Source organism: Psychroflexus halocasei, from assembly GCF_900107595.1.
Lineage (GTDB): Bacteria > Bacteroidota > Bacteroidia > Flavobacteriales > Flavobacteriaceae > Psychroflexus > Psychroflexus halocasei.
Genome location: NZ_FNQF01000001.1, coordinates 62802 through 87484 on the forward strand (window position 1 = coordinate 62802; position 24683 = coordinate 87484).

The window sequence follows — 24683 nt, forward strand, 5'->3', positions numbered from 1 at the left end:
AATAATAAATGTTAGACCAATCATTTTCATCTAAATCATTTCAAGAAATTTTCGATAAAGAAAATCGAAAAGGAACTAATATTGAAGAAAGATACAAAGACGACTTTGCAGATTCTATAGCTAGAGTTGGGGAATTAAAAAACATTAGGAAACAAATACAACATGAAAAAGATTTTGACGCAAAAAAGTTGCTTTATGCTGAAAAGAAAAAATTAAAAAAAGAAAGAGATACACTTGTTTCGGATGTTTTAGATAAAATTGCAGATGAAATTAATTCGCATATTATTAACTTAAAATTAGGGGGGAATTATGGTGGACAGAGTTACGTGTTTGAAAAAAATATTCAGAATTTTTTTATTTCGAAAAAAATTCAAGACAATATAAACAAAACATATAATGTAAAACAATCTTCAAGATACGCCATTTTAAGTCAATTAATAAACTTATTAGAAGACAACTTTCCAAAATATGTTATTCGTACAGATATTAAAAGTTTTTACGAATCTATTCATCAAAAGAAATTATTGGACAAAATAGACAATGACTACTTGCTGAGTATAAAAACAAAAAAATTTATCCATCAAATTTTTACAAGTTATAATCATTTAACTGGACAAATAAATCCAGAAACAGCTAAAGGTGTTCCTAGAGGTATTGGCATTAGTGCCTATTTATCTGAACTTTTTATGAGAAGCATTGATAACAAAATTAAGGAACTTGATGATTTAGTGTACTATGCTAGATATGTAGATGATATAGTCGCTATTTTCATTCCTAAATCTAAAAATATTGAACCCGTTCAACTAAAAGATTATAAAACAAAGCTAGAGCATTTAATTACAAGCAAAGGACTTACTTTGAATGTTAGTAAAACAAAAGAATATAATCTTTTACAGGGTCTTAAATTTATAAGATTTGAAGATAGCACAAGAAATTTTAAACCAAAAACAATTAATTATTTGGGCTATGAAATAGGTAGTATTAAAAATGGAAAAAAGTATAATTTATGCACAAGACTTTCTGATAATAAAATCAATAAATATTTCAATAAAATAAAGTTATCATTTCAGCATTTCGAAAAGAAAAGAAAACACAATAGAAAGGATGCTTTTAAATTATTATCTGCTCGAATCAATTATCTCACTTCAAATACAAAATTGAGAAACAACAAGGATAAAGTTTTTGTTGGTATTTATTTTTCAAATCCATTTTTGAATAATGATGTGTCTCTAGAAAGATTACAAAAAAGACTCAAATGGTATATAAGTAGAGCTGGACTAACAACTGATGAAAAGCAAATAATGCTTAAATATTCTTTTACTGAAGGATTTAAGAAGAAAAAGTTTCAAATATTACCTTTAATAAATAAAAAATATAAGAGCCATAATAGAAAACGTAATGATGTAAATAACCAAAATAATGCTGGGATATTACAATATGGGATTACGGAAATTAATTCAATTTGGAAAAGATGAGAAGGAAAACAGGACATAATATAGGATACAAGAAAGAAAGAGTTGTGCTGTCAGACATATTACCTTATGAAGTGCCACCATTTTTTTCAAATAGACATTTTTATAATTTTTTGGTCAAAAACAAGGTTACTATTAATGAAGATAAAAGGACAATTCAATTTAAAAAAGACAATTCTGGAGTACTAAAGATGTTAATACAAACTCTTTTTGGTATTAGTAAAAGTACGAGTTTTGTTAGTGATACGAGCTTTGATTATTTTAGATTTAGTGAGAAAATGTTTCCAAAGATTTTTCTTACAATCCCTTTTAAATTTAAAATAACACATAAAAATAAAGACTACAGAGAATTGACCGTCATCCACCCAATTAATCAACTTTATTTAGTCGGGTTTTATGATAAGTATAAAAATACAATTCTATACAATACAAAATTAAGCAGATTTTCATTAAGAAAACCCAATAAAGTTTCATCATTAAAATACTATAAAGACAATACCAATAAAAAGAAAAAATCTAAGAATCAAGATATAGAAATAATTGAAACGACGGATAAAGAATATACAAGTTTAAAAACATTCTTTTCTTATCAGAAGTATAGTAATATTTATGAGTTTTATGAATCATACGAATATCAAAGAGCTGAGAAACGTTTTGATAATTTATTGAAATTTGATGTTTCTAGATGCTTTGACAGTATCTACACACATACCCTTTCTTGGGCATTAACCAACAAGAAAATTGTGAAAGATAATATAGGAACAAATAATGCTACATTTGGAGGTAAGTTTGATAGAGCAATGCAACAAATGAACTATAATGAAACAAACGGTATTGTAATTGGACCAGAGTTTTCAAGAATTTTTGCTGAACTAATTTTACAAAGAATAGATAAAAATGTTGAAAAAGAACTGTATAAAAAAGGTTATAAATACAAAGATGATTATGATGTATACAGATACGTAGATGATTTTTTCGTTTTTTACAATGATGATAAAATTAGTTCAGAGATTTTGAGCTTATACAAAATCAAGTTACAAGAGTACAACCTGTTTTTTAATGATTCAAAAACTGATGTTATTTCTAAACCTATTATAACAGGTATTACAATTGCAAAAGAAGAAATAAGAAAATTGATTGAACATTCAATGATTTTTCAATTTTATGATTCAGATGTAAAAAAACAAATCAGTTTAAAACATTATACAGCCAAAGATATTATTACCAACTACAAAGCTATTTTGGCGAAAACAGAGACAAATTACAAAGACCTACAAAATTACTTCTTGGCAATTATTTTCAACAAGCTAAAAGGTTTAATAAAAAAGATACAGGATGAACAAGAATCCCTGCTTCACTTCTATGTTCAAAAGCGTGATTTAGAAGCCAAATTAAATGATGCGAAGGAAAATTTAGATGAAATTCTTGAAGAAATAAAAAAACAAGAGAAAGAGTTAAAATCATACAGTAATCAATTATTCAAAAACATTAATGAAATAATTGAATTAACATTTTTTATTTATTCCGTTTTACCAAGGGTAACCTATTCAATAAAAGTCTGCCACATATTATTTAGAATTATTGACTTTATTAAAAATCAAGAACGGACAAAACAAAGTTATATGGTAAATGTCCAAAGTGCAGAAGAAGATGAATTAAAATATATAGCATTTGATTTCGATAAGAAACATCAAATTTTTAAAAGAATTTATGATGGTATTTCATTAGTGTTTAAAAAAAGTATTTCATCTGAATATGCTGAAATTGAAACGTTGTATTTATTACCAATCATTAATGAATTAGGAGAAAATTATCGATTTCAAGAAGAATTAATCAATAAACATTTCAGAATTTACCAAAAAGACAGCAATGGCAACAAAGCCATTAATACTAGTTTGAACTACTTTACAATAATTTCATTATTGAACTATATTAACGAAGACTCTAATCAAATATATAAAGAAATAAGAAAAGATATACAGAATATTATTATTGAAAAATTTAATAACTTTGAAAAGAATAATGCTGAGGATATTTTCTTATTAATAGATGTACTTACTTGTCCATACGTAGGAAGTAGTGATGCAGAAATTCAGGATTTTAGGCGAAAAATTTTAGACAAAATAAAGTTTTTCGATATAAATACGAGTATTGTAGATAAAAACAGTATAATTGAAAAAATTGAAAACTATGCTTCTGATTGGTTTTACAGTTGGAGAGAAAATGATTTAGGAAAAGAACTAAACACTAAACGCGGTCATAGTGTTTATTAAAAATATTTGGGCAACGTATTCAAGAAATTGAGTACACTCTTAAAAGCCATAATTTATAGTTTATTTTGGTAACTATCACACACAAGCCCTTAAAACCTTTTAAAGGTTTTGAAAGGCGGAGGTAGAGTCTCTGCCTTTTTTAGTTTAAGTAAAATTTAATCTTATTTAATTAGAATTTGGAAAAATACTTAAGATACTGATTTATAGTAATTTTTTATTTAATTAGCTTTAAAAAACCATGATTTCAACCCAACTCTCCATCAACGACTTTTTAAAAGCACAAAAAATTGCAATTTATTATTCCAGTCTATCAGCTGAATTATGATTGGACAAACGAGTATTGAAAATGGAGAATTACTTTGCGTATATCACAACCAATAAAAAGGTGCTAAAAGTTAGCGTAATGCTAAATTTAACCTAAAAGTGAAATTAATTTGTAAATTAACCTAAAAGTGAATAGATTTGCACGAGTAAAACCCTTATTCAAATTCAAACAGGTTGCCTATTATTCTGTTTGTTTAGAAGAAGATGAACAAACGCTCTACGAAGAGTTTGTGGAGAAACATACAAATGAAAATTTGAAAAAATTATATCATGTGCAAAAATGGCTACAAGTAATTGGGAAAAAGTATGGAGCACAAGAACGTTTTTTTAGAAATGAAGCACAATATGCAGATGCATCAGCTCTACCACCTATTGGTAAAGACCGTGAACCTTATTATATAGAGTTTGGAAAAAAGAAAGCAAATAATTTAAGACTGTATTGTTTGAGAGCAAATCCCAAAGTTGTTTTTCTTTTTAGTGGAGATTTGAAAACAGCAAAAAAAGCACAAGATTGTCTAAACGTAAAACCACATTTTGAATTGGCAAATGCGCTTACAAAAGCAATAGACCAAGCCTTTCGCGACAAAGAAATAAGATGGATTGAAGAAGATGCACTAATTACCTGTGATGAAGATTTTATTTTAGAGTACTAAAAATTAAACACCATGAAATTTCCAGAAGAAAACAAACTAAATAATTGGTTAGAAGATAATAAGAACCCCGAAATTGACCGTTTTATAGAACGAAACCTTGAAATTACACAACAAGTTTGTGTAATTCTAAAAAATAGGGGGATTAAGAAAACTGAATTTGCTAAAATGTTGGGCAAAAAGCCATCAGAAGTTTCTAAATGGTTGTCAGGTACACATAACTTAACGCTTAAAAGCATTACTAAAATGGAAATTGCCTTAGGTGTTGATTTAATGAATCCTGAACCAAACTATATTTACTTAGGTAAGATTGAAGGGAATTTAGAAAGCTATGAAACAGCTAAAGATAATTACGAAATAAGTCACTATACACAAGAAGCAGTTTAATGAGTAAAAGTACGATTATACCTGAAAAAATTAAGCTAAATCACATTGAAGTAATTAACACTTACATCAATGACGATACTATCAACAAAAATTTAAATTTTGAATTTAATATTGCCCACAACACAAAGCATAATTTAGAAGATCAGAGTATTAAAATTGAACTCTTTATAAATTTACTTTCTTCCAAAGAAATTGGGGTTAAGTTTCATATCGACTTTTATTTTCAAATTGAAGACTTACAAAATCATTATGAATTAGATAAAGACAAAAATATTCCTGTTTTTTCTGGTCAATTTATAGCTACTTTGCTAGGTATTAGCTTTTCTACATCTAGAGGAATAATATATCAACAACTACAAGAGACAAATTTTAGTAAACTCATTCTTCCCGTAGTTTCTCCCTCTAAAATGCTAGATATGAGAATTGAAGATGAATAAAAATCTTTAATAATGAACCTTTCATCACTAAAAGCCATAAAACAACTACTTAGCCCACTAAGAGAAATAATTTTAAAGGCCATTGAAAATTTAAACCTCATTTTTGTAAACTAGGTTTTGTAGATGTAATTATTGATTCGAGACTTAATGAAAAATTGGCGGATGATATTTTTGAATTGATATTAAATTAAATATTAAAAACCCCAAAGATTATGGAATCAACTTACAAAAGGCTTATCGATATAACTTTAGAGGAGCTAAAAAACGGTAGATTTCATTGTAAATAACTACAGACGAGTATTTAAGTTACGTATTAGATACTGTGCCTGATGAAGAAAATTGAATTATTTTTTCACATTACCTAAATCGACAAAAAGTCAAGATGGTGATGATGAAATGCCATTTTAGGTCAAGTTCTAAAAACCACTTCACCAGTCTCCAGATCAAAGAAAGGATACTGTCCAAGAGGATTTGGTTTCATGTTATTGATTTTATGAAAGCGCTTTAACTTTCCTTCAAGACGTCGTAAATCTGCCTTTGTGGCTGTCTTATTCTCTTCTTTAGTTAATAGACTTTTTATGAGATCTGCTGCTGTGGTTCCTATAGCGGCATTACCAATACCCGCAACACTTATTTTCTCTACTTCTAGTTTCTTTAAATCCTGAACTGGTTCTCTTGAAGCTGAAGATTGACTTGCTCTGAGTCCTTTATAAGATTGGTGATGTCTAACTCTGCAGGATGTACTACAAAACTTTTGTACTTTTCTTCGTTTAGGAATAAACTCTGCTTTACAATACTTACAGGTGTAATGATGGTTTTCCATTGTGCGTTAATTTTACGTATGTTTTACGCTTAATTAGCAGTTAACTAGTCCTTTTTATTAAAAACATGAGTTAGTAAGTGCTGAATAGCATCTTCCTCAGTAAGAACAGTCCTGCCTTTTTTCTTTTTATGTTTAATGGAATACAAGTCCTTTTTGAGCATTTCAAATAACTGCTCCTGCCCTTCTCTGGGAAGTGCTTTCGCTACCTGATAAGCTGTGTTTGCATCCATATCTAATCGCGAAATTAGATAGACGCCAACAATTCAAATTAGGTTAACGGAGTTTACCACTGTTTACCAAAGGATACCGTAGTTTAAAGTAGTTTTCTTTAGTTTACTGGACTTTACGACTTTGACAAACAAGTGAATTTTACTCTTACTTAAATAAATGTGAGTAATCCTCTGGTAATTCAGCATCGATATCTCTTAAATACTTCTCCAAAGCTGTCATGGTTGAATGACCTGTGATCAGCATGAGTTTACTTTTGGTTTCATTGGGAGAATTTTCCTCTCTCAGCTTTCTGTATAGTTTAGTAATAAATGTGTGTCTAAAGCTATATAAGCCAAAGTCCTTCCCTAATCCAAAATGATCTTTAACGCCTTTAAAGCGTTTAGAAAACTCAGTTCTACGGTTTGTTTCAGCAGCACTCCACTCTTCCCCAATCCCAAAGCGTCCAAAGAGTAATGCATCGGCAGGGAGTTTGGATAGGTCGGGAATATTTTTAAGCAAAATATCGGGGATAATTTTGATTTTTACTGGCTGGTTTTTAGCCTTAACGTAAAGCTTCTTATCTTTTAAATCCACATCCTTAATCCTTAGTCTACAGACTTCAATGGGTCTAAGGAAATTATAACTAATAAACCTAATAAACAGATGTAAAGTTGGATCGTGTTTTTCCAGGTAGGTGTTGATTTTCTTTTCCTGATCTGGTTTATAAGTTTTATTTCGCTTAGGAACGGTCTTTAATTTTGGTATGGATTGGACAAAATTGGTAGTGATAATTTCATTATCTTCTAGTAATTGAAATAAGGAAGCAATATCTGTCCTGGAATTGTTTCGATTTCTAGCACTGGTCTTTTGCACAATACTGTTTAAGTATTGGTTAACGGTCTTTTTGGTGATGCTTGTAATCGGCTTATCAAATAGGTTTTCATTACGTAGCCATTTTTCAAATAAACCAATTCTACTTTTATATTGAACGTATGAGTTTTTATTCATCATATGCTCTTTCATTGACAGTCCAAACTTGAAGGCCTCATCGATACTCATCGCTTTTTCCTCAGGTTCCAAAGGCACAGGTGTTGGATGAGGCTGAGTTACAGAAGTTGATTGAGTCTGCGTTTTGGGTTTGGATTGCGTTTTAGCTGGTTCTCCTTGATCTGAAAACAGCTTCGCTTCCAGATCGCTGTTATCTTTATAGGGATTAAATCCAAGTTCTAACAGCTTTGAAAGGGCTTCTCGCATCGTTCTTAGAAAAGAATAGCGCTCTCGCTTAGTTTTAAACTGATTCGCACCAGCCTTGATAAAAGGCTGTTTTTTAAGCTTACCTGTTTCAGGGTGACGAAAGGAATAATAAACAAACCAGCTTTTACTTAAAGCTTCTTTTTTCTTAAGAGCTGGAAGTTTGGACCAATTAGAAATATCTACACCACCTGTATAAATTTTGGGTTCTGAATAGTCTAGTTTCAAAGACAAATCGTTTACTTTAGCGTTTACGGTTCGGAAAAGTAATAAACTTAAAGCATAAAAAAACGGATTGTGGTAGACAATCCGTTGATTTACTTAACTTTAAGCTAGTAGCGGGAACTGCCCCGAAGCGTCGGGGGAACCAGTGACCTCAATAAACAAAAAAAGCTCCAGTAAAAACTGAAGCTTTGTAGTAGCGGGAACTGCCCCGAAGCGTCGGGGGAACCAGTGACCTCAATAAACAAAAAAAGCTCCAGTAAAAACTGAAGCTTTGTAGTAGCGGGAACTGCCCCGAAGCGTCGGGGGAACCAGTGACCTCAATAAACAAAAAAAGCTCCAGTAAAAACTGAAGCTTTGTAGTAGCGGGAACTGTAGCGGGAACTGCCCCGAAGCGTCGGGGGAACCAGTGACCTCAATAAACAAAAAAAGCTCCAGTAAAAACTGAAGCTTTGTAGTAGCGGGAACTGCCCCGAAGCGTCGGGGGAACCAGTGACCTCAATAAACAAAAAAAGCTCCAGTAAAAACTGAAGCTTTGTAGTAGCGGGAACTGGACTCGAACCAGTGACCTTCGGGTTATGAGCCCGACGAGCTACCTGCTGCTCTATCCCGCGATTTCGTGGTGCAAATATATAATCTAATTTCGGATTAAACAAATTAAATTTAACTTTTTTGTAAAAAGACTAATTCTCATCAAAATTTGCTTATTCAATTAAACAGATACTGTTTAATCTTTGTTAATTAAAGCCTTAAAATTTAATTTATTAACTTAATTTGATAGTAAATTACAACTAAATTTAATTTAACCCTAAAAAATAATAATTATGATACGTTGGATTGTAACATTTTTAATCATCGCTTTAATTGCAGCCGTTTTAGGCTTTGGAGGTATCGCTGCTGGTGCAGCTGAGATTGCAAAAATTATCTTTTATATTTTTATAGTATTATTTGTGTTATCACTAATATCTAGTTTATTCAAAAGATAATTACTGCTCTATAGAATCAGAACTGAAACTGATAAGTTGATTATTATTAAATTCAACTCTGATCCGAATGGGTTGACAACAAACCTCGCAATCTTCAATATAACTTTGATTAAAGCCAGGTTCTAATAGCATAGAAATATTTTGCCAACAATATGGACATTGAAAAAAATGCTCTATCATGGTTTAAATATTTTCAAGCTCAATTTGTAAAGACTCCCATTCTTCCATCAGCTTATTTATTTTCGTTTTCTTTGATTCATAATTTTTAAAAAAATCAGGAATCGCTGCTGTTTTATCATAATCAGCAGCTAGTTTCTGGTCATGCTCTTCAATTTCTCGTTCCAACCTATTTATTTCAGCTTCTTTATTGCTTAGTTTATTAGACAAAGTTTTTTTCTTTTTTTGAAGCTTGTAGTCATCTTTAGAATTTGTTTCAGTTTCTTTTGATTCTGATCGGCTTTGTTGAGTGACTGTTTTCTTTTCAACATCTCTCATCGATTCGAGTTCGCGATGTTCTAAATAGGCATTAATGTCACCGAGAAATTCCTTAACTCTATTGTCTTTAAACTCATAAACTGTTGAAGCCAAACCTTGTAGAAAATCACGATCGTGAGAAACCAGAATGAGTGTTCCTTCAAAGTTTTCTAAAGCACTTTTTAAGACATTCTTAGATTGTATATCCAAATGGTTTGTTGGCTCATCCATGATCAAAACATTAAAAGGCGTCAAAATCATTTTAGCTAACGCAAGTCTATTTCTTTCTCCTCCAGATAGAACTTTAACATACTTATCAACATCATCTCCTCTAAAAAGAAAAGCACCAAGAATATCACGAACTTTACTACGATTACTATTATTCGCAGCATTAATCATTGTGTCATAAACTGTGATATTAGGATCTAAATATTCCGCTTGATTTTGGGCAAAATATCCAACCTCAACGTTGTGCCCAACTTTAAGCTGACCTTCATGAGAATGTTCATTCACTAATATTTTGGCAAGTGTAGATTTTCCCTGACCATTTTGTCCAACAAAAGCAATCTTAGAATTCCTTTCTAAAATGAATGACAAATCTTTAAAGACTAAATCATCACCAAAAGATTTTTTGAGATTATCAGCTTCAAAAATTATTTTACCCGGATTTTTTGAAATACTGAAATTAACATTCATAACAGAATTATCCTCTTCGTCAACCTCAATAACATCTGTTTTCTCAAGTTTCTTAATCAGTGATTGAGCCATCGATGCTTTGTTTGCCTTAGCTCTAAATTTATCAATTAGCTTTTCTGTTTGTTTTATTTCTCTTTGCTGATTTTTTTGAGCAGCCAACTGTTGCTCTCGAATTTCATGTCGCAAACCTTTAAATTCAGAATAAGGCTTATTATAATCATAAATACGGCCAAGAGAGATTTCAATTGTTCTATTAGTCACGTTATCCAAAAATTTTGTGTCGTGAGAAACAATAACAACGCAACCTGAAAAATTTTTCAGAAAACCTTCAAGCCAAATGATACTTTCAATATCAAGATGGTTTGTTGGCTCATCCAGCAAAAGGATATCATTGCTTTGTAATAAAAGTTTAGCTAGCTCAATACGCATTCGCCAACCACCAGAAAAGGTGTCAGTCAACTGATTGAAATCAGACTCCTTAAAACCTAATCCTTTTAAAATTCGTTCCGTTTCGCCCTGATAATTATAGCCGCCTAAGATTTCAAACTGATGTTGATAATCATTTAAATCAACCATTAATTGATGATAAGAATCACTCTCATAGTCAGTACGTTCAGCAAGCTGCGTATTGATATAATCAAGTTTTTTCTCAATTGATTTTAATTCTTCAAAAGCCTGATAAGCTTCTTCTAAAACCGTTCTTCCCTCTACAAAATCAATGTCTTGCTTTAAAAAACCTAATCGAATGCTTTTTTCTTTGGCAATTTCGCCTTCTGCAATATCTGTTTCACCTGACAATATTTTGAGTAAAGTAGATTTGCCAGCTCCATTTTTACCAATCAAACCGAGGCGATCCCCAGCACTTAGCTTAAAACTAATTTCTTTAAACAAATAGGTTCCTCCGAAAGAAACAGAAAGCTTATTTATATGTAACATTAATCACTCTATTTTATGCAAATATTAGTATTTTTGCAATGTTAAACTAATTAAGCTAAAAGAATGTTTAAAGGAAGTAAACTGAATAGTATGCTTTTCGGAACGTGCCCAGTCTGTCACGGTGAGAGTATGTATGTTGAAAAAAATCCATATAAAATAACACAGATTTTTAAAATGCATGATAAATGCTCAAAATGTGGTTTAAAATATAAAATAGAACCCTCCTTCTTCTTTGGTGCAATGTATGTGAGTTATGCTCTAGGAGTTGCTTTCTCTGTTGCTTCTTTTATCATTACATATTTTTTTATTGGCATGAGTGCAATTAATTCTTTTTATGTGATTATTGCAGTTCTTATTATACTGATGCCAATTATTATTAGATTGTCAAGAAATATTTGGATTAACCTTTTTATTAATTATAAGGGAGAATAAAATCGTTTGACATTAATTTCTTTATGAAGCTCTTTATCATTGAAAATAAACTCATAAAGAGTTTCGCTTAAACTAGGTGCTGCAAGAACTCCTCGACTTCCAAAACCATTAAAAACATATAAGTTACAATGTTTTGGGTGACAACCTAATACAGGCTTTCTATCTTTCACAGTTGGTCTGACACCAGCAACTTGATTGACTATCTCATATTCGCAAGTTATCATTTTTTCAAATTCTATTTTTAAATGATCTCGCGTTTCTTTAGTAGGTTGATTATTGAGAGATTTTCTATCATAATTAGCTCCAAACTTATACAAATCTCCACCTAAAGGAATCAAAAAGTATCTCGACTTTAAAATGACTTCTTGATAATTCAAATCAGTTGACGATATAATTAAATACTCACCTTTGTTCCCATAAATAGGTAAATCATTAAAAAACGGATTGATATTTATCCCAAATCCTTCGCAGAAGATCACATGAGTAAAAGTTTCGTTTCTATATAAAAAATGACCGTTTTCTAAAAACTCTAATTCTTCAAAACGAAATGAATCTGAAATATAAATATCTCTAAAAAATTCAGCAGAACTATCTAACAAGCTATTCAAATCAATTGTAAAAGTTGATTTGACTTCTCCAATAACATCAGTTGTAGTAAAGATTTTACTATCAGATAAGATTTTAGGAGATAAGAACTGATCTAGGAAATTCCGATCTGAAGCGATCAAAAAGTCATTTTGATCTTCAGCTGAATTTAAAGCCTTATAAATTGGTTTAGACTTCAATAAATCAGCATCTAATCGAGTTTCTAAAAAACGATAAAATTTGATAGCTTCATGATAAAATACATCTGCTTTCCATGCTTTTTTGTATCTCTTCAGCGCAATTGGATTGATGACACCACCAGCAGTACGGGAAGCGCATTGTGATTGGTCAGAAATAATCTTGAATTTATGATTAGAATTATGTAAACGATGAGCAATAGTGACACCTGCAATTCCGAAACCAACAATAAGCGTGTTATTAAACATAAAAAAAGCCTTTACAAATTTGTAAAGGCTAATATATTTCAATTAATGCAATCTGAGATTAATAGTTCCACATATCTAATTCAAAGTTTCGGATTTCTTCTTTTAAACGTTCTGCTTCTAAGAGTTGCATTTGAGAGTTATCAGGAATGTAATCTTTCACTTGACGATCTTCATACATATTTTCTGTTTTGTAAATAAAAGAACTGAAACGTCTTGAGTTTAACAAGTGATCAAAACTAATTGGTTTTGAGCCATTTTCAGGATTCAAAACTTTAGAATTGTGTAAGACCTGTCTTGCATCTGGAAACCAAACCCAAAAATAAGGTATCACTTGAGGATCTCCAGAGAACGTAGGATTCTGAGAGTTAATATCATAGCCCGCAGGTGCAATACCTAACAACCTATATTTCATCTCTCCTTGACGTTTATCAAAATACCACATTCCCTTGATATGATATTCTTTGATATTAGCAGCAGTAATTTCTGTAGGAATCATGTAAGGCTTCATCTGATCAACTAAATCTTGTGGATAAAGTTCTGGAAACTCTCCTAACTTTTCAGCCATCGCTCTTTGTTTAAAAAGCTCAACATTTTCAGTACCAGTAATTTCATACTGACCTAAAATACTAAGTGCTGCGTTCGGTAAGAAAATAGCCTTCGTAGCTGATTTTATTTCCTCCATTGACTTTCTACCATCTTCGTTGAAATAGCTAGTCGCATAGACTTGAGAAATACCAATCGTATCAGAACCACTTTCAGCAGCATCTTCCATAGCATCAACTAAAACCTGAAATAAAGATCTTCTGCTATCATCAACACTGTTATCATTCAGTGGATAGAGAAGCGGATAGTTAATTTTTTGATCAAGATCGATTTTTTCCCAAACAATCTTATACCACATGATATCTCTATCTCCTACATAGCCATAAGGTAATGGCTTATCATCATCAAATTTTGTTTGATCATCATTCAACCGGCTAACATCTGATGGTTTATCTGCGTTAAGCATGGTTGATTGAGCTCTGGCTGTATTGAACAACCCAAAGCATAATACTAATCCTAAAAAATTAACTGCTAATCTCATTTTACTCTTTATTAATTAGTTAATTGTACTAATAATGCTGGCATGTTTTTAACGTTAACGCCAGGCACGTCAGCTTTAATATCAAATATTTGTATAATATCTCCTGTTTTAGCTCTGCTTAAAAGCTTTGCAGCTTCAGCACTAAATCTGCTTCCATTAACAACAACAGATGGTTGTCCTGGAACACTGACAGTAAATCTTCTCACAACAGGTGATAAATCAAAATCAAAATTTTCAAAAGTCGCCCCAATTGGAGATATTTCAAGTGCTTTACGTGGCATTTTTACTGCACCACCTTCTTGCAATTGACCTCTAACTGTCGGTGTAGGTCTTGGTAAGTCTTTAATTCTGAAAACAGAAGTTGAACTTACTTTTTCACCTTCAACTGATCCAGTGACATTGATTTTAAGCTCTGTTCCTCTTGTTGGTTTAACAACATAGTTAGAACCTTTAATCTTTCTCATACCAGGTGCTGATGCGTTAACTTTATTACCGGAAACACCAGGCATTGAAATTGTCAATGGGTTTTCAATCCCTCGGTAAACAACGTTCATTTTATCTGCAGAAACAATAGCCTGATTTGGCTTAGGTATCACTGAGTATGACTGATTCACAGCGACTTCAATATCTTCACCGTCTTGTTTAAAAATCAAGTTACCCTCAATTGTATGGTCACCAGTATTTCCAGCGTTTACTGTTAATTTAACTTGACCACCATCGATAATAAAATCTTTGTCTTTAACAAGTTTACGACCATCCAAAGTTAAGTGAACTTCGTTAGGTACAGTAGAATTGTCTGTACGACCTAAAACAATAGATCCATCAAACTCTTGACCTTGGTAGTATGCACCTCTTGTTGTTTGCAATAAAGTTGAATAGTTATTCATCGATGCAATTTCGGTCAATTGTCCTGACAACATTGAAGATAGGATTTCATTCTCTAAAACTTTCAAACCATTTTGAAGGTTGGTGATTTTAGTGATTGAAGAGATTAGTGGATACCCTAAAAAATGGTATTCGATATACTCTCTTTCTTTATTATCTCTATCTATAACTGGATCTGGCGAGTATTTCTCTTTTATTGATTTAATATAAGGAGCGTATTTAGGATTATCCCCTAAAACTTCAACCATCTTATTTTTATAAGTAGCCATGTTATCCTTAAATTCTTGTCCCGCTGGTTTTAACTTACCACTTTGGGCAAATTTTTCATTAAGGAATTGATCTTTATCCATTGTTTCGTAATCCTTAGGATCCTTAACAGAGGCATACATTTCATCTTTTAATCCTACAAAATAAGTATAAAGTTCATTTGTTGCATCAGATACTTTTTTAGCTTTCAGAGATGCTTCCCTATACTGATCTGGTGATTCTGCAGCTTTTTGATTTAAACCTTCAAGCGCTGCTTGGTTCTTTGACTCGAAAGATTCATTAGAATTTTCAAGCGACTCATTTACGGTACCAAAAGCAGATAAGACCTCTTTTGACATATTTAGTGCAAGCATTGCAATAAATACTAAATACATCAAATTAATCATTTTCTGTCTTGGTGTTTCTTTTCCTCCTGCCATTTAATTTTAGTTTATTTATTATATAAATTAATTAGGCTTTAGGTCTCATTGCAGTTAGCATACCACCGTAAACACCATTAAGTGAATTAAGATTTGCTGTTAAAGACTCCATTTGATCTTTAAGTTTTCCTGCATTTTGCGCAACAGCTTCATTAGCCTCCGCTTGTTTAGAAGCAGACTCTAACTGAACCTTATAAAGACTGTTTAAAGACTCCATTTGAGCAGCAGCTAACCCCATTTCTTGACTATACTTCTTTTGAGATGCCATTGCGTCAGTTGCAGGAGCTATACCTTTAGCTGCACCTTCAAAGTTTTTAATACTATCTCCTAGGCTTTCCATTAACTTAGCATCAATCTTTGCTTCTTTAAGCATCGCATCTAATTTTTTAGAAAGCATTTCTTCTTCTTTTTCTTGAGTAGCTACAGCATTTGAAGATCCTTTACGTGATGAGACATTTGCTCCAGACAATTCAGGATAAACCTTAGACCAGTCCAATTCTTGATCCACAGGCTCAAATGCGGATATCGCAAATACAATCGCCTCAGTCACAAGACCTAACGTTAACATTACACCACCTGTCAATGGTCCGATTTCAATGTGTTGAATTTTAAATAATGCACCAATAATTACGATTGCGGCTCCAAGACCGTAAACCATATTCATTATTTTCTTTCCTTTTTGTGATTTAGCCATAATAATAATTTAATTTTAGTTTATTGATTGTTGTTTATTGATTTAAAAATTTGAATTCAAATTAAAGGTGTTCCCCAAATAATTTTGAACAGTTCTGAAACCGATATAGCTTCTTGCTGTATCTGCATATTCATAATCCCTAGTACTCACTTGTAAGTAATAACTCACATCTTTCCATGAACCACCTCTAATAACTTTACGTTTGTTTTTTGCGTTATTAACATTAGGACTCATACTAGACATATATTCATAAGAGTTAGGATTATATGAAGTATCTACCCACTCAGCAACATTACCAGACATATTGTACAAACCAAATCCATTTGGCTCATAAGAGTCTGCTTCAACTGTATACAAGGCTTCATCAGCTGCATAATCCCCCCTTAAAGGTTTAAAGTTAGCCAAAAAGCAGGCGCGATCGTCTTTTGTGTAAGGTCCACCCCATGGATAAGTTGCAGATTGCAAACCACCTCTTGCAGCATACTCCCACTCAGCTTCAGATGGCAATCTAAATGATTCTACTCTAGAAGTTTCATTTCTACTTCCTTTATCTTTTTTATAATTTTTCAAATACAATGTTCTCCATTGAGAAAATGCTTTAGCCTGATGCCAATTCACACCAACGACTGGATAATTGTCAAAAGCTTCATGAATAAAGTAATCATTATGCATTGGAACATTGTATGAATAATTAAAATCTTTAATCCATACTGTAGTATCTGGATACACCTCAACATCGTGTTCTTTAACAAAATTTGAGCGATCACCTGATTTATCTCTTGCGGCAGCCTGAATATCCATTTCTTTATAACTGTATTTAAACTTCGTAACGTCCATCATACGCTCACCGTTATAAGATTGATCATCAGATAAGAAAAACTCATCCATGACCATCACATAGTCTTGATCAGGATACTCTCCAGTTTTCCACTTAATGTCGATATCCCAATTTAATAATTGTTTCATCGGATCGTAATGCTTTGAGAACTCTTGGTAAGGAGTTAAATTTTGTTGCGCATTATTATTTCCAGACTGAGAATTTTTAAAAGCATAATCTTGGATTGAACCCTGATTACCTCCTCCTGCGCCAGCACCACCTCCTGCAAATTCTGCTGCTTCTGCTAATTTCTGACGAACGACAGAGTCTCTAACATAATAAACAAACTGTTTATATTCAGAGTTCGTAATTTCTGTTTCATCCATGTAAAAAGATGGAACAGTCACGGTCTTGGTTGGCGCATCTTTCAATCCAGCGATATCGTAGTCAGATTTACCCATGATGAACGAACCTCCTTCAACGAGGATCATTCCGTATGGACGCTCTGGATTCCACGACTTCCCTTTCACACCGACAACTTGACCTTTGTCACTTTTCCCACAACTTGTTACAAGCAATGCTAAAACAATAATTTGGACGACTTTTCTCATTTCTAAAAGAATTATTTCTAATAATTAGGCCGTAAACCTAAAATTTAATTTTCAAAAAAACAATAAATTTCTTAATAATAGCTTAAACTTTCTAAAAAAAATCAAAAGTAACCTTTTAATTTAGCTCGATACCACTTTTCTGGTACGTTTCCTTTACAGGCTTCTAGATAGTCATTTTCACTACAAGATAATAACGCATGTTTATTGTTATTATTATCTAAAAATTTCTCTGGTGTTTTAATCCACCACTTATTCGTTAACTCACTCTTAACAAATTCTAGATACTCATCATTCTGAAAATCAATGGCTACTTTATAACTCGTTAGCATCCTGTTTTCTGAATTTAATTTCTCTGGCTGTCTTAAATGATAGCCTTCTAAAAAGTACCACATCATTTGAGCAATCAATTCGTTAAACACTTGAGATGACGATATTGACTGTAATTCAGACAAGAAAAAACACTTTGCATGATTACTCATTCCTGAATAACGACTCATTGCACAAGCTTGCATCCCATCAAAACCATTTGGCATAGTATGTTGATGATCTTGCAATGTTGAGGCTTTGATAGATGTAACATCAAAACTAATCAAATCTGAATCTCTCAATGTTGGTTCAACTAAAGTAATATCTTTATGCAACTCTCCATAACGGATTGCTTCAAAATAAAGCTGATCCATCAAATCAATTTCTTCTTGCGCATTGTAAAATGTCAAAAAACCCAGATTTGAATAATTGAAAAGATTATAGGGTTCATCGACAACAATTTTCCCCATATAAGAATGATTTGAAAAATTCTCGTCTGCACTTCCTAAATCAAATTTCGTATCGATTGATGTTAGATTAACCATATATTCATGATTATCAAATGCTCTGTAAAGCGGAAAACTAAGATCTTGACTACCTCCTAAAACCAAGCAAACAACATTTTGTTTATAAAGTTCTGAAACAATATTCTTGACAACAAAGTAAGTGTCTTCTACACTTTCGCCTTGAGAAATATGTCCCAAATCTAATATTTCAGATTTCCAAGAACCCGAATGAAGTCGATAAAATGATTCTCTTATCGCATCATAATCAACTTGATGCCTGTTAGGCTTAACTGAATTTCTTGCATCATCAATAGACAGAATCGCTATATCATAAAACGAAAAATCAAAATCAGATACATGCTCATAAAAATCTACACGTCTAAATAATCGCGTTGTTTCAGCTGTCTCAAATTTATTTTTTAAAGACTCAGAAACAGGTTTTAAAAACTCAAAACTCATTAAGATTTCTTTTTAGTCTTTTTTGCAGCTGGCTTTTTCTTAGCTGTAGTCTTTTTACTAGAAGTTTTCTTTTTAGCAGCTGATTTACGTTTTGGTTTCTTCTTCGTGTTTTTCTCCAAAATCGCTTTTGCCTCCTCTAAGGTCATTTCTTCAGCATTAATTGTCTTAGGTAATTCCACTTTCGTTTTACCTTGACTCAACTTAAAACGCTTCCAACGGGCTTTCTCAAGCTTAATTCCTTCGTCTTCCCAATGATGAATCAATTTATCACGTTCTTTCTGAAGTTTATCTTCAATTAACTCTTCGATATCTGCTTCTGAGAGGTTATCAAAATCATACTTCTTATTGACATTGATAAATATGTCATTCCACTTCAGGTAAGGACCAAATCGCCCCACACCTTTTTGAACGCCTTTATCTTGATAATAATGAATTGGCTCATCAGCCTTTTCCTTAGCTTTGATTAACTCAACGGCTCTTTCAAAAGTGACATCAAGCGGATCTTCACCTTTATCAAGAGAAACGAACTTTTTTCCAAATCGAACATAAGGTCCATATCGACCAACATTCGCTTCTACTTTTTCCTCCTTATATGTACCTAAATCTTTTGGAAGCTTAAACAAATCCATCGCTTCTTCATAGGTTACTGAATTTAAGCTTTGCCCTGGTTTTAAACTCGCAAATCTCGGTTTTTCTTCATCTTCCACACTACCGATCTGAACCATAGGTCCAAATTTCCCTAAACGCGCACTCACTGGTTTACCTGTTTCTGGATCTTTACCTAAAACTCTTTCGCCAACTTCACGCTCAGCATTTTTAGCGACATCTTCCACAACGGGATGGAATTTTTTATAAAAATCGGCCATTACTTTAGACCATTTTTCATTTCCACTAGCAACCTCATCAAAATCTTGCTCGAGTTTTGCTGTAAAGTTATAATCGACAATACCTCCAAAATGATTGACCAAAAAGTCATTTACGACCATTCCTACATCTGTCGGAACTAGTTTACCTTTATCACTTCCAACCATTTCAGACAATTCTTTTTTCTTGAATTCTGAATTCTTTAGAAGGTATTGACTGTATTTTCTTTCTTTACCCTCTATAGAACCTTTTTCAATGTACTTTCTATTCTGAATTGTGGAAATTGTCGGCGCATAAGTTGAAGGTCGACCAATACCGAGCTCTTCTAACTTCTTTACTAAAGAGGCTTCTGTATAGCGTGCTGGCGGTCGCGTGTAACGTTCCGTTGCTTTGATATAATTATTATCAAGTGCATCACCAACTTTCATCGCTGGTAAAAATCCTGCTTTTTCTTCTTCTTCATCATCATGCCCTTCTAAATACACTTTTAGAAAACCATCAAATTTGACAATTTCTCCATTTGCAGTAAATTGTTCCTTAACTTCTGAAGAATCAATTTTTACATTCGTTCTTTCCAATTGCGCATCGCTCATTTGAGAGGCGATACCTCTTTTCCAGATCAACTCATATAAACGCTGCTGATCTCTTTCTGCTGAAATACTATGATTTGCAAAATTTGTTGGACGGATTGCCTCGTGAGCTTCTTGAGCTCCTTTAGACTTCCCTTTATAATTTCTGGCTTTATGATATTGATCGCCATAAGCCTTTTCTATTTCTTGTTTTGCACCTTCTTTAGCTTGAGTTGATAAATTGACACTATCAGTTCTCATATAAGTAATATGTCCAGCTTCATATAATCGCTGTGCCATTTGCATGGTTTTACTCACTGAGAAGTACAACTTCCTAGCAGCTTCTTGCTGAAGTGTAGATGTTGTAAATGGTGGTGCTGGGGTTTTCTTTGCTGGTTTTTTTGTTAAATCAGCAACAGTGAATTTTGCATTCTTCTGAGCTTCTAAAAATTTCTCAACAGTTTTATCGTCTTTTAAATTTTTAGGAAGTTTGGCTTTAAATTTAGATTTGTCTTCAGTTTCAAATTCTGCATCAACTCGGTATGAAGCTTTTGGGTCAAAATCTAAAATATCGCGTTCACGCTCAACAATTAATCTAACTGAAACAGATTGCACACGACCAGCCGATAAACCTCCTTTTACTTTTCTCCATAAAACTGGAGACAACTCATAACCGACTAATCTATCTAAAACTCGACGCGCCTGTTGTGCATCAACTAAATTATAATCAATCTCTCGCGGATTTTTAATCGCTTTCTGAATTGCTGTTTTAGTAATTTCAGAAAAAACAATTCGTTTTGTTTTTTCTTTTTCAAGATTTAACTCTTCAGCTAAATGCCATGCAATCGCCTCTCCTTCTCTATCTTCATCACTCGCTAACCAAACCATTTCAGCAGTTTTAGCTAGTTTTGATAAGCGTTTAACAACATCTTTCTTATCACTGCTAACGACATATTTTGGTTTAAAATCAGCATCAACATCAACGCCTAATTCCTTTGAAGGTAAATCTGCAATATGACCAAAACTTGATTCTACCTTGAAGTCTTTTCCTAAAAACTTCTCAATTGTTTTTGCCTTTGCAGGTGACTCTACTATAACTAAATTTTTTGCCATGAACTCACGAATTTCTGCTGCAAAAGTATATGAAATTTTTCATTTTCATCAAGAAATCACCTAAAGTCACTTTTTACATACGACTAGTTTTAGCTGTCATACCTATTAAAATATAGTTACTTCGGACTTCAATTTTTCTTTTTAAAATATTTAAACAGGAATAAACTAGTGACACTTTGTCAGTTACTACAATACAATTATCTTTGCAGCAAATTACTGCAGATATGGAAAAGGTTATTGATGAAGAAAAGCAAGGAACTAGCCTTGTTAAGGAGAACAGCCTTGCTAACGACAAGAAATTATATATAGAAAGTTATGGTTGCCAAATGAATTTTAGCGATAGTGAAATTGTCGCTTCAATTCTCCACAAAGAAGGTTATAACACAACCCAAAAGCTTGCTGAGGCCGATTTAGTATTGGTGAATACTTGCTCAATCCGTGATAAAGCTGAACAAACTGTTCGTAAAAGATTAGAAAAATACAACGCTGTCAAACGCAATAACCCGAAAATGAAAGTTGGCGTACTTGGCTGTATGGCTGAACGCTTAAAAAATAAATTTCTTGAAGAAGAAAAAATTGTAGATTTAGTTGTTGGCCCTGATGCCTATAAAGATTTACCAAACTTAATCTCTGAAGTTGAAGATGGTAAAGAGGCGATTAATGTCATTCTTTCGAAAGAAGAAACCTACGGTGATATTTCCCCTGTTAGATTAATGACGAACGGCGTCTCAGCTTTAGTTTCAATTACCAGAGGCTGTGATAATATGTGTACATTCTGTGTTGTTCCTTTCACGCGTGGACGCGAACGTAGCCGTGACCCTCAGAGTATTATTGGAGAGGTTAACGATTTATGGGAAAAAGGTTATAAAGAAATTACACTCTTAGGTCAGAATGTTGACAGCTATTTATGGTATGGCGGTGGACTTAAAAAAGATTTTAAAAATGCGAGTGAAATTCAAAAAGCAACAGCCGTTAACTTTGCAGGTCTACTTGACATCGTTGCTAAAGCACAGCCTAAAATGCGTATTCGTTTTTCAACATCAAACCCACAAGACATGACCTTGGATGTGATCGAGAAAATGGCAGAGCATAAAAACATCTGTAATCATATTCATTTACCTGTTCAAAGCGGAAGTAACCGTGTCTTGAAAGCGATGAACCGTTTACATACACGAGAAGAATATTTTAGGTTGATTGATAATATCAGAAAAATAATTCCTGATTGTGGTATTTCTCAAGACATGATTGCAGGTTTTCCCACAGAAACTGAAGAAGATCACCAAGATACATTATCATTAATGGAATATGTCAAATATGATTTTGGCTTTATGTTCTCATATTCTGAGCGACCAGGTACAGTTGCTGAGCGTAAAATGGAAGATGATGTTCCTGAAGATATTAAAAAAAGACGTTTACAAGAAATTATTGCATTACAACTCAAGCATTCACAAATAAGAACTGAAGCACATATCGGAAAAATAGAAGAAGTTCTTATCGAAAAAGAATCTAAAAAATCAGATACACAATGGAGTGGTCGAAACTCAAATAACACAACAGTTGTTTTTCCAAAAGAAAATTATAAAGTTGGCGATTATGTCAAAGTAAAAATAGAAAGCTGCACAAGCGCAACTCTCATTGGGACACCAATTGGTTATGGTGAACTACAGTAAAAACTAAAAAAACATGGAGTCAACACAGGCTGTAAAGCAACGCTTTGAAATTATAGGAAATGATCCTGGTTTAAACCGCGCAATCGAAAAATCCATTCGTGTTGCACCAACGGACATTTCTGTTCTTGTCACTGGTGAATCTGGTGTTGGTAAAGAAAGTTTACCCAAAATCATTCACTCACTTTCGCATCGTAAACACGCTAAATATATCGCTGTTAACTGTGGTGCAATACCTGAAGGCACGATTGACAGTGAACTTTTCGGTCACGAAAAAGGAGCCTTTACAGGTGCAACTCAAGCCAGAAATGGTTATTTTCAAGAAGCCGATGGCGGTACAATCTTTCTTGATGAAGTTGGCGAATTACCTCTAACAACTCAAGTCAGATTATTGCGTGTTTTAGAAAACGGAGAATACATCAAAGTTGGTTCTTCTGCCGTTCAGAAAACAAATGTAAGAATTGTCGCTGCGACAAATGTTGCCATGCATGATGCAATTAAAAAAGGGAAATTTAGAGAAGATCTTTATTACCGATTGTCAACAGTCGAAATCATGTTACCACCTCTTCGCGATCGTAAAAACGACATTCATTTGTTGTTCAGGAAATTTGCTTCTGATTTTGCTTTAAAGTATAAAATGCCAACCATACGCTTAACCGATGACGCTGTAAAGCTTTTACTCAACTGTCGTTGGCCAGGAAATATTCGTCAACTCAAAAATGTCACTGAACAAATTTCTGTTTTAGAAACAGAACGGGAGGTTGATGCACATATTTTAAATCATTATTTACCTAAGCAAGGCTCTAATTTACCTTCTGTTATTCAAGAAGAAAAAGATCAAAAAAATAGCTTTAAGAATGAAAGAGAAATATTGTACAAAGTTCTTTTTGACATGAAAAGTGATTTAAATGATCTTAAAAAGTTAACGATGGAGTTGATGGAAAAAGATAACAACGCCCACGTGAAAAAAGAAAACGAGAGCTTGATCAATAAAATTTATGGAGATGAAAAGGATGATTACGAAGAAACGTCTGTTGAAGATCAATTAGAAATATTGCAGATTCCTGAATCTAATTCTGCAAATCCTAAAAACCAAGAAGAAAAAATAGACAAATACGATTTTGCTGAAGAAGTTGAGGAAGAAGAAACACTTTCATTACATGAAAAAGAAGTTGAACTCATCACGAAGTCTTTAGAACGCCATGGAGGTAAACGCAAACCCGCTGCCGATGAACTCGGAATTAGTGAAAGAACACTTTACAGAAAAATTAAACAATACGACTTATAATGAATTTTAAAAAAATATTTGCTTTCTTTTTAATTGTGTCAACTGCTGGTTGTGGCTCATACTCTTTTACAGGAGCTGATACTGGAAACGCTGAAACTTTTCAGGTCAATTACTTTCAGAATATCGCAGATTTAATTGAACCAGGAATCGATAGGGATTTCACTCTAAAACTTCAAGATTACATACAAAACCAAACAAGTCTAGGCCTTGTTAATTCAGGAGGAGACATTATTTATGAAGGAGAAATCACGCGCTACCGTGTCACACCTATGACAGCAACCGCTGATGATCGTGCAGCACAAAACCGATTGACAATAGCGATTAATATTCGTTTTTATAATACCTTAGATGAAGAAAAAGACTTCGAACGCACATTCTCTTTCTATTATGATTATCCGGCCAACCAACAACTTGTTGGAAGTGCAAGAGAAACCGCTCATGAAGAAATATTCACAAGAATAGCACAAGATATTTTTAATGCGTCCTTAACAGATTGGTAAATGAATAAACGCTTGGCCGACATACTTAAC

Annotated in this window: 22 protein-coding genes and 1 tRNA gene; 10 read left to right on the plus strand and 13 right to left on the minus strand. The window is 32.9% G+C overall.

Features of this window, described 5'->3' with window-relative positions:
- Positions 1-8 precede the first annotated feature (8 nt).
- From drt3a to BLV84_RS00265, 5 genes are all read left to right on the plus strand, one after another.
- Complete coding sequence (drt3a, locus tag BLV84_RS00245) at positions 9-1475, plus strand: antiviral reverse transcriptase Drt3a (protein WP_093237741.1); 1467 nt, start codon at positions 9-11, stop codon at positions 1473-1475.
- Complete coding sequence (gene drt3b / locus BLV84_RS00250) at positions 1472-3745, plus strand: antiviral reverse transcriptase Drt3b (RefSeq protein WP_093237744.1); 2274 nt, start codon at positions 1472-1474, stop codon at positions 3743-3745. The genes drt3a and drt3b overlap by 4 nt, the downstream gene beginning before the upstream one ends.
- A gap of 452 nt (positions 3746-4197) precedes the next feature.
- A complete protein-coding gene (locus BLV84_RS00255) occupies positions 4198-4722 on the plus strand; it encodes a hypothetical protein (RefSeq protein WP_093237747.1) in 525 nt (174 codons plus the stop codon).
- A gap of 12 nt (positions 4723-4734) precedes the next feature.
- Complete coding sequence (locus tag BLV84_RS00260) at positions 4735-5106, plus strand: helix-turn-helix domain-containing protein (RefSeq protein WP_093237750.1); 372 nt, start codon at positions 4735-4737, stop codon at positions 5104-5106.
- Positions 5106-5543: a hypothetical protein gene (locus BLV84_RS00265; RefSeq protein ID WP_093237753.1), complete on the plus strand. Its 438-nt coding sequence runs from the start codon at positions 5106-5108 to the stop codon at positions 5541-5543. The genes BLV84_RS00260 and BLV84_RS00265 overlap by 1 nt, the downstream gene beginning before the upstream one ends.
- Positions 5544-5952: 409 nt before the next feature.
- Here the strand turns inward: BLV84_RS00265 and BLV84_RS00270 are convergent, their stop codons facing one another.
- The 4 genes from BLV84_RS00270 to BLV84_RS00285 all read right to left on the minus strand — a co-directional run bounded on the left by BLV84_RS00270 (position 5953) and on the right by BLV84_RS00285 (position 8663).
- On the minus strand, positions 5953-6366 hold the full coding sequence (locus BLV84_RS00270) for a hypothetical protein (RefSeq protein WP_093237755.1): 414 nt from the start codon (positions 6364-6366) through the stop codon (positions 5953-5955).
- A 44-nt stretch (positions 6367-6410) separates the two neighbouring features.
- Positions 6411-6596 (minus strand): hypothetical protein, encoded by a 186-nt coding sequence (locus BLV84_RS00275; RefSeq protein WP_093237756.1) that lies wholly within the window; start codon positions 6594-6596, stop codon positions 6411-6413.
- Between the two features lie 145 nt (positions 6597-6741).
- A complete protein-coding gene (locus BLV84_RS00280; RefSeq protein WP_093237757.1) occupies positions 6742-8055 on the minus strand; it encodes a tyrosine-type recombinase/integrase in 1314 nt (437 codons plus the stop codon).
- Positions 8056-8590: 535 nt separating this feature from the next.
- Positions 8591-8663 (minus strand) — tRNA-Met (locus BLV84_RS00285).
- 210 nt (positions 8664-8873) lie between these two features.
- Here BLV84_RS00285 and BLV84_RS00290 point away from each other — a divergent pair.
- Positions 8874-9035: a DUF1328 domain-containing protein gene (locus tag BLV84_RS00290; protein WP_093237759.1), complete on the plus strand. Its 162-nt coding sequence runs from the start codon at positions 8874-8876 to the stop codon at positions 9033-9035.
- Here BLV84_RS00290 and BLV84_RS00295 read toward each other — a convergent pair whose 3' ends face one another.
- Together BLV84_RS00295 and BLV84_RS00300 are read right to left on the minus strand one after the other, a co-directional pair.
- Positions 9036-9215: a zinc ribbon domain-containing protein gene (locus BLV84_RS00295; protein WP_093237761.1), complete on the minus strand. Its 180-nt coding sequence runs from the start codon at positions 9213-9215 to the stop codon at positions 9036-9038. It lies immediately after the preceding gene.
- Positions 9216-9218: 3 nt separating this feature from the next.
- Positions 9219-11141 carry an ABC-F family ATP-binding cassette domain-containing protein gene (locus BLV84_RS00300; RefSeq protein WP_093237764.1) on the minus strand — a complete coding sequence of 641 codons (1923 nt, stop codon included), beginning with the start codon at positions 11139-11141 and terminating at the stop codon, positions 9219-9221.
- 90 nt (positions 11142-11231) lie between these two features.
- On the opposite strand from BLV84_RS00300, the gene BLV84_RS00305 reads away from it, so the two are divergent.
- Entirely contained in the window at positions 11232-11573 is a 342-nt protein-coding gene (locus BLV84_RS00305; RefSeq protein WP_234953056.1) for a DUF983 domain-containing protein, read from the plus strand.
- On the opposite strand, the gene BLV84_RS00310 is transcribed toward BLV84_RS00305, so the two are convergent.
- The 7 genes from BLV84_RS00310 to topA all read right to left on the minus strand — a co-directional run bounded on the left by BLV84_RS00310 (position 11558) and on the right by topA (position 21198).
- Positions 11558-12604, minus strand: coding sequence for an NAD(P)/FAD-dependent oxidoreductase (locus BLV84_RS00310; RefSeq protein WP_093237769.1), 1047 nt, complete (start codon positions 12602-12604; stop codon positions 11558-11560). The genes BLV84_RS00305 and BLV84_RS00310 overlap by 16 nt on opposite strands.
- Positions 12605-12662: 58 nt before the next feature.
- Positions 12663-13688, minus strand: a complete 1026-nt coding sequence (porN, locus tag BLV84_RS00315) for a type IX secretion system ring subunit PorN/GldN (RefSeq protein WP_093237772.1) — start codon at positions 13686-13688, stop codon at positions 12663-12665.
- Between the two features lie 11 nt (positions 13689-13699).
- On the minus strand, positions 13700-15259 hold the full coding sequence (gene porM, locus BLV84_RS00320) for a type IX secretion system motor protein PorM/GldM (RefSeq protein WP_093237775.1): 1560 nt from the start codon (positions 15257-15259) through the stop codon (positions 13700-13702).
- Between the two features lie 31 nt (positions 15260-15290).
- Complete coding sequence (gene porL / locus BLV84_RS00325; RefSeq protein ID WP_093237778.1) at positions 15291-15953, minus strand: type IX secretion system motor protein PorL/GldL; 663 nt, start codon at positions 15951-15953, stop codon at positions 15291-15293.
- A gap of 42 nt (positions 15954-15995) precedes the next feature.
- On the minus strand, positions 15996-17381 hold the full coding sequence (porK, locus tag BLV84_RS00330) for a T9SS ring complex lipoprotein PorK/GldK (protein ID WP_093237781.1): 1386 nt from the start codon (positions 17379-17381) through the stop codon (positions 15996-15998).
- A gap of 101 nt (positions 17382-17482) precedes the next feature.
- Positions 17483-18652, minus strand: coding sequence for a formimidoylglutamase (locus BLV84_RS00335; RefSeq protein WP_093237784.1), 1170 nt, complete (start codon positions 18650-18652; stop codon positions 17483-17485).
- Positions 18652-21198, minus strand: coding sequence for a type I DNA topoisomerase (gene topA, locus BLV84_RS00340; protein WP_093237787.1), 2547 nt, complete (start codon positions 21196-21198; stop codon positions 18652-18654). Before topA ends, BLV84_RS00335 begins: the two co-directional genes overlap by 1 nt.
- A 224-nt stretch (positions 21199-21422) precedes the next feature.
- On the opposite strand from topA, the gene miaB reads away from it, so the two are divergent.
- Genes miaB through lptE form a run of 3 tightly spaced genes read left to right on the plus strand, consistent with a single transcriptional unit; the run spans position 21423 to position 24653 of the window.
- Positions 21423-22868 (plus strand): tRNA (N6-isopentenyl adenosine(37)-C2)-methylthiotransferase MiaB, encoded by a 1446-nt coding sequence (gene miaB / locus BLV84_RS00345; protein ID WP_093237790.1) that lies wholly within the window; start codon positions 21423-21425, stop codon positions 22866-22868.
- A 13-nt stretch (positions 22869-22881) separates the two neighbouring features.
- A complete protein-coding gene (locus tag BLV84_RS00350; protein WP_093237793.1) occupies positions 22882-24153 on the plus strand; it encodes a sigma 54-interacting transcriptional regulator in 1272 nt (423 codons plus the stop codon).
- Complete coding sequence (gene lptE, locus BLV84_RS00355; protein WP_093237796.1) at positions 24153-24653, plus strand: LPS assembly lipoprotein LptE; 501 nt, start codon at positions 24153-24155, stop codon at positions 24651-24653. The genes BLV84_RS00350 and lptE overlap by 1 nt, the downstream gene beginning before the upstream one ends.
- Positions 24654-24683 lie beyond the last annotated feature (30 nt).

Bases quoted from the DNA above. Each gene is read 5' to 3' on its own strand.
- drt3a (WP_093237741.1), top strand. From the start codon at position 9: ATGTTAGACCAATCATTTTCATCTAAATCATTTCAAGAAATTTTCGAT.
- drt3b (WP_093237744.1), top strand. From the start codon at position 1,472: ATGAGAAGGAAAACAGGACATAATATAGGATACAAGAAAGAAAGAGTT.
- BLV84_RS00260 (WP_093237750.1), top strand. From the start codon at position 4,735: ATGAAATTTCCAGAAGAAAACAAACTAAATAATTGGTTAGAAGATAAT.
- BLV84_RS00265 (WP_093237753.1), top strand. From the start codon at position 5,106: ATGAGTAAAAGTACGATTATACCTGAAAAAATTAAGCTAAATCACATT.
- BLV84_RS00270 (WP_093237755.1), bottom strand. From the start codon at position 6,366: ATGGAAAACCATCATTACACCTGTAAGTATTGTAAAGCAGAGTTTATT.
- BLV84_RS00275 (WP_093237756.1), bottom strand. From the start codon at position 6,596: ATGGATGCAAACACAGCTTATCAGGTAGCGAAAGCACTTCCCAGAGAA.
- BLV84_RS00290 (WP_093237759.1), top strand. From the start codon at position 8,874: ATGATACGTTGGATTGTAACATTTTTAATCATCGCTTTAATTGCAGCC.
- BLV84_RS00295 (WP_093237761.1), bottom strand. From the start codon at position 9,215: ATGATAGAGCATTTTTTTCAATGTCCATATTGTTGGCAAAATATTTCT.
- BLV84_RS00300 (WP_093237764.1), bottom strand. From the start codon at position 11,141: ATGTTACATATAAATAAGCTTTCTGTTTCTTTCGGAGGAACCTATTTG.
- BLV84_RS00305 (WP_234953056.1), top strand. From the start codon at position 11,232: ATGCTTTTCGGAACGTGCCCAGTCTGTCACGGTGAGAGTATGTATGTT.
- BLV84_RS00310 (WP_093237769.1), bottom strand. From the start codon at position 12,604: ATGTTTAATAACACGCTTATTGTTGGTTTCGGAATTGCAGGTGTCACT.
- porN (WP_093237772.1), bottom strand. From the start codon at position 13,688: ATGAGATTAGCAGTTAATTTTTTAGGATTAGTATTATGCTTTGGGTTG.
- porM (WP_093237775.1), bottom strand. From the start codon at position 15,259: ATGGCAGGAGGAAAAGAAACACCAAGACAGAAAATGATTAATTTGATG.
- porL (WP_093237778.1), bottom strand. From the start codon at position 15,953: ATGGCTAAATCACAAAAAGGAAAGAAAATAATGAATATGGTTTACGGT.
- porK (WP_093237781.1), bottom strand. From the start codon at position 17,381: ATGAGAAAAGTCGTCCAAATTATTGTTTTAGCATTGCTTGTAACAAGT.
- BLV84_RS00335 (WP_093237784.1), bottom strand. From the start codon at position 18,652: ATGAGTTTTGAGTTTTTAAAACCTGTTTCTGAGTCTTTAAAAAATAAA.
- topA (WP_093237787.1), bottom strand. From the start codon at position 21,198: ATGGCAAAAAATTTAGTTATAGTAGAGTCACCTGCAAAGGCAAAAACA.
- miaB (WP_093237790.1), top strand. From the start codon at position 21,423: ATGGAAAAGGTTATTGATGAAGAAAAGCAAGGAACTAGCCTTGTTAAG.
- BLV84_RS00350 (WP_093237793.1), top strand. From the start codon at position 22,882: ATGGAGTCAACACAGGCTGTAAAGCAACGCTTTGAAATTATAGGAAAT.
- lptE (WP_093237796.1), top strand. From the start codon at position 24,153: ATGAATTTTAAAAAAATATTTGCTTTCTTTTTAATTGTGTCAACTGCT.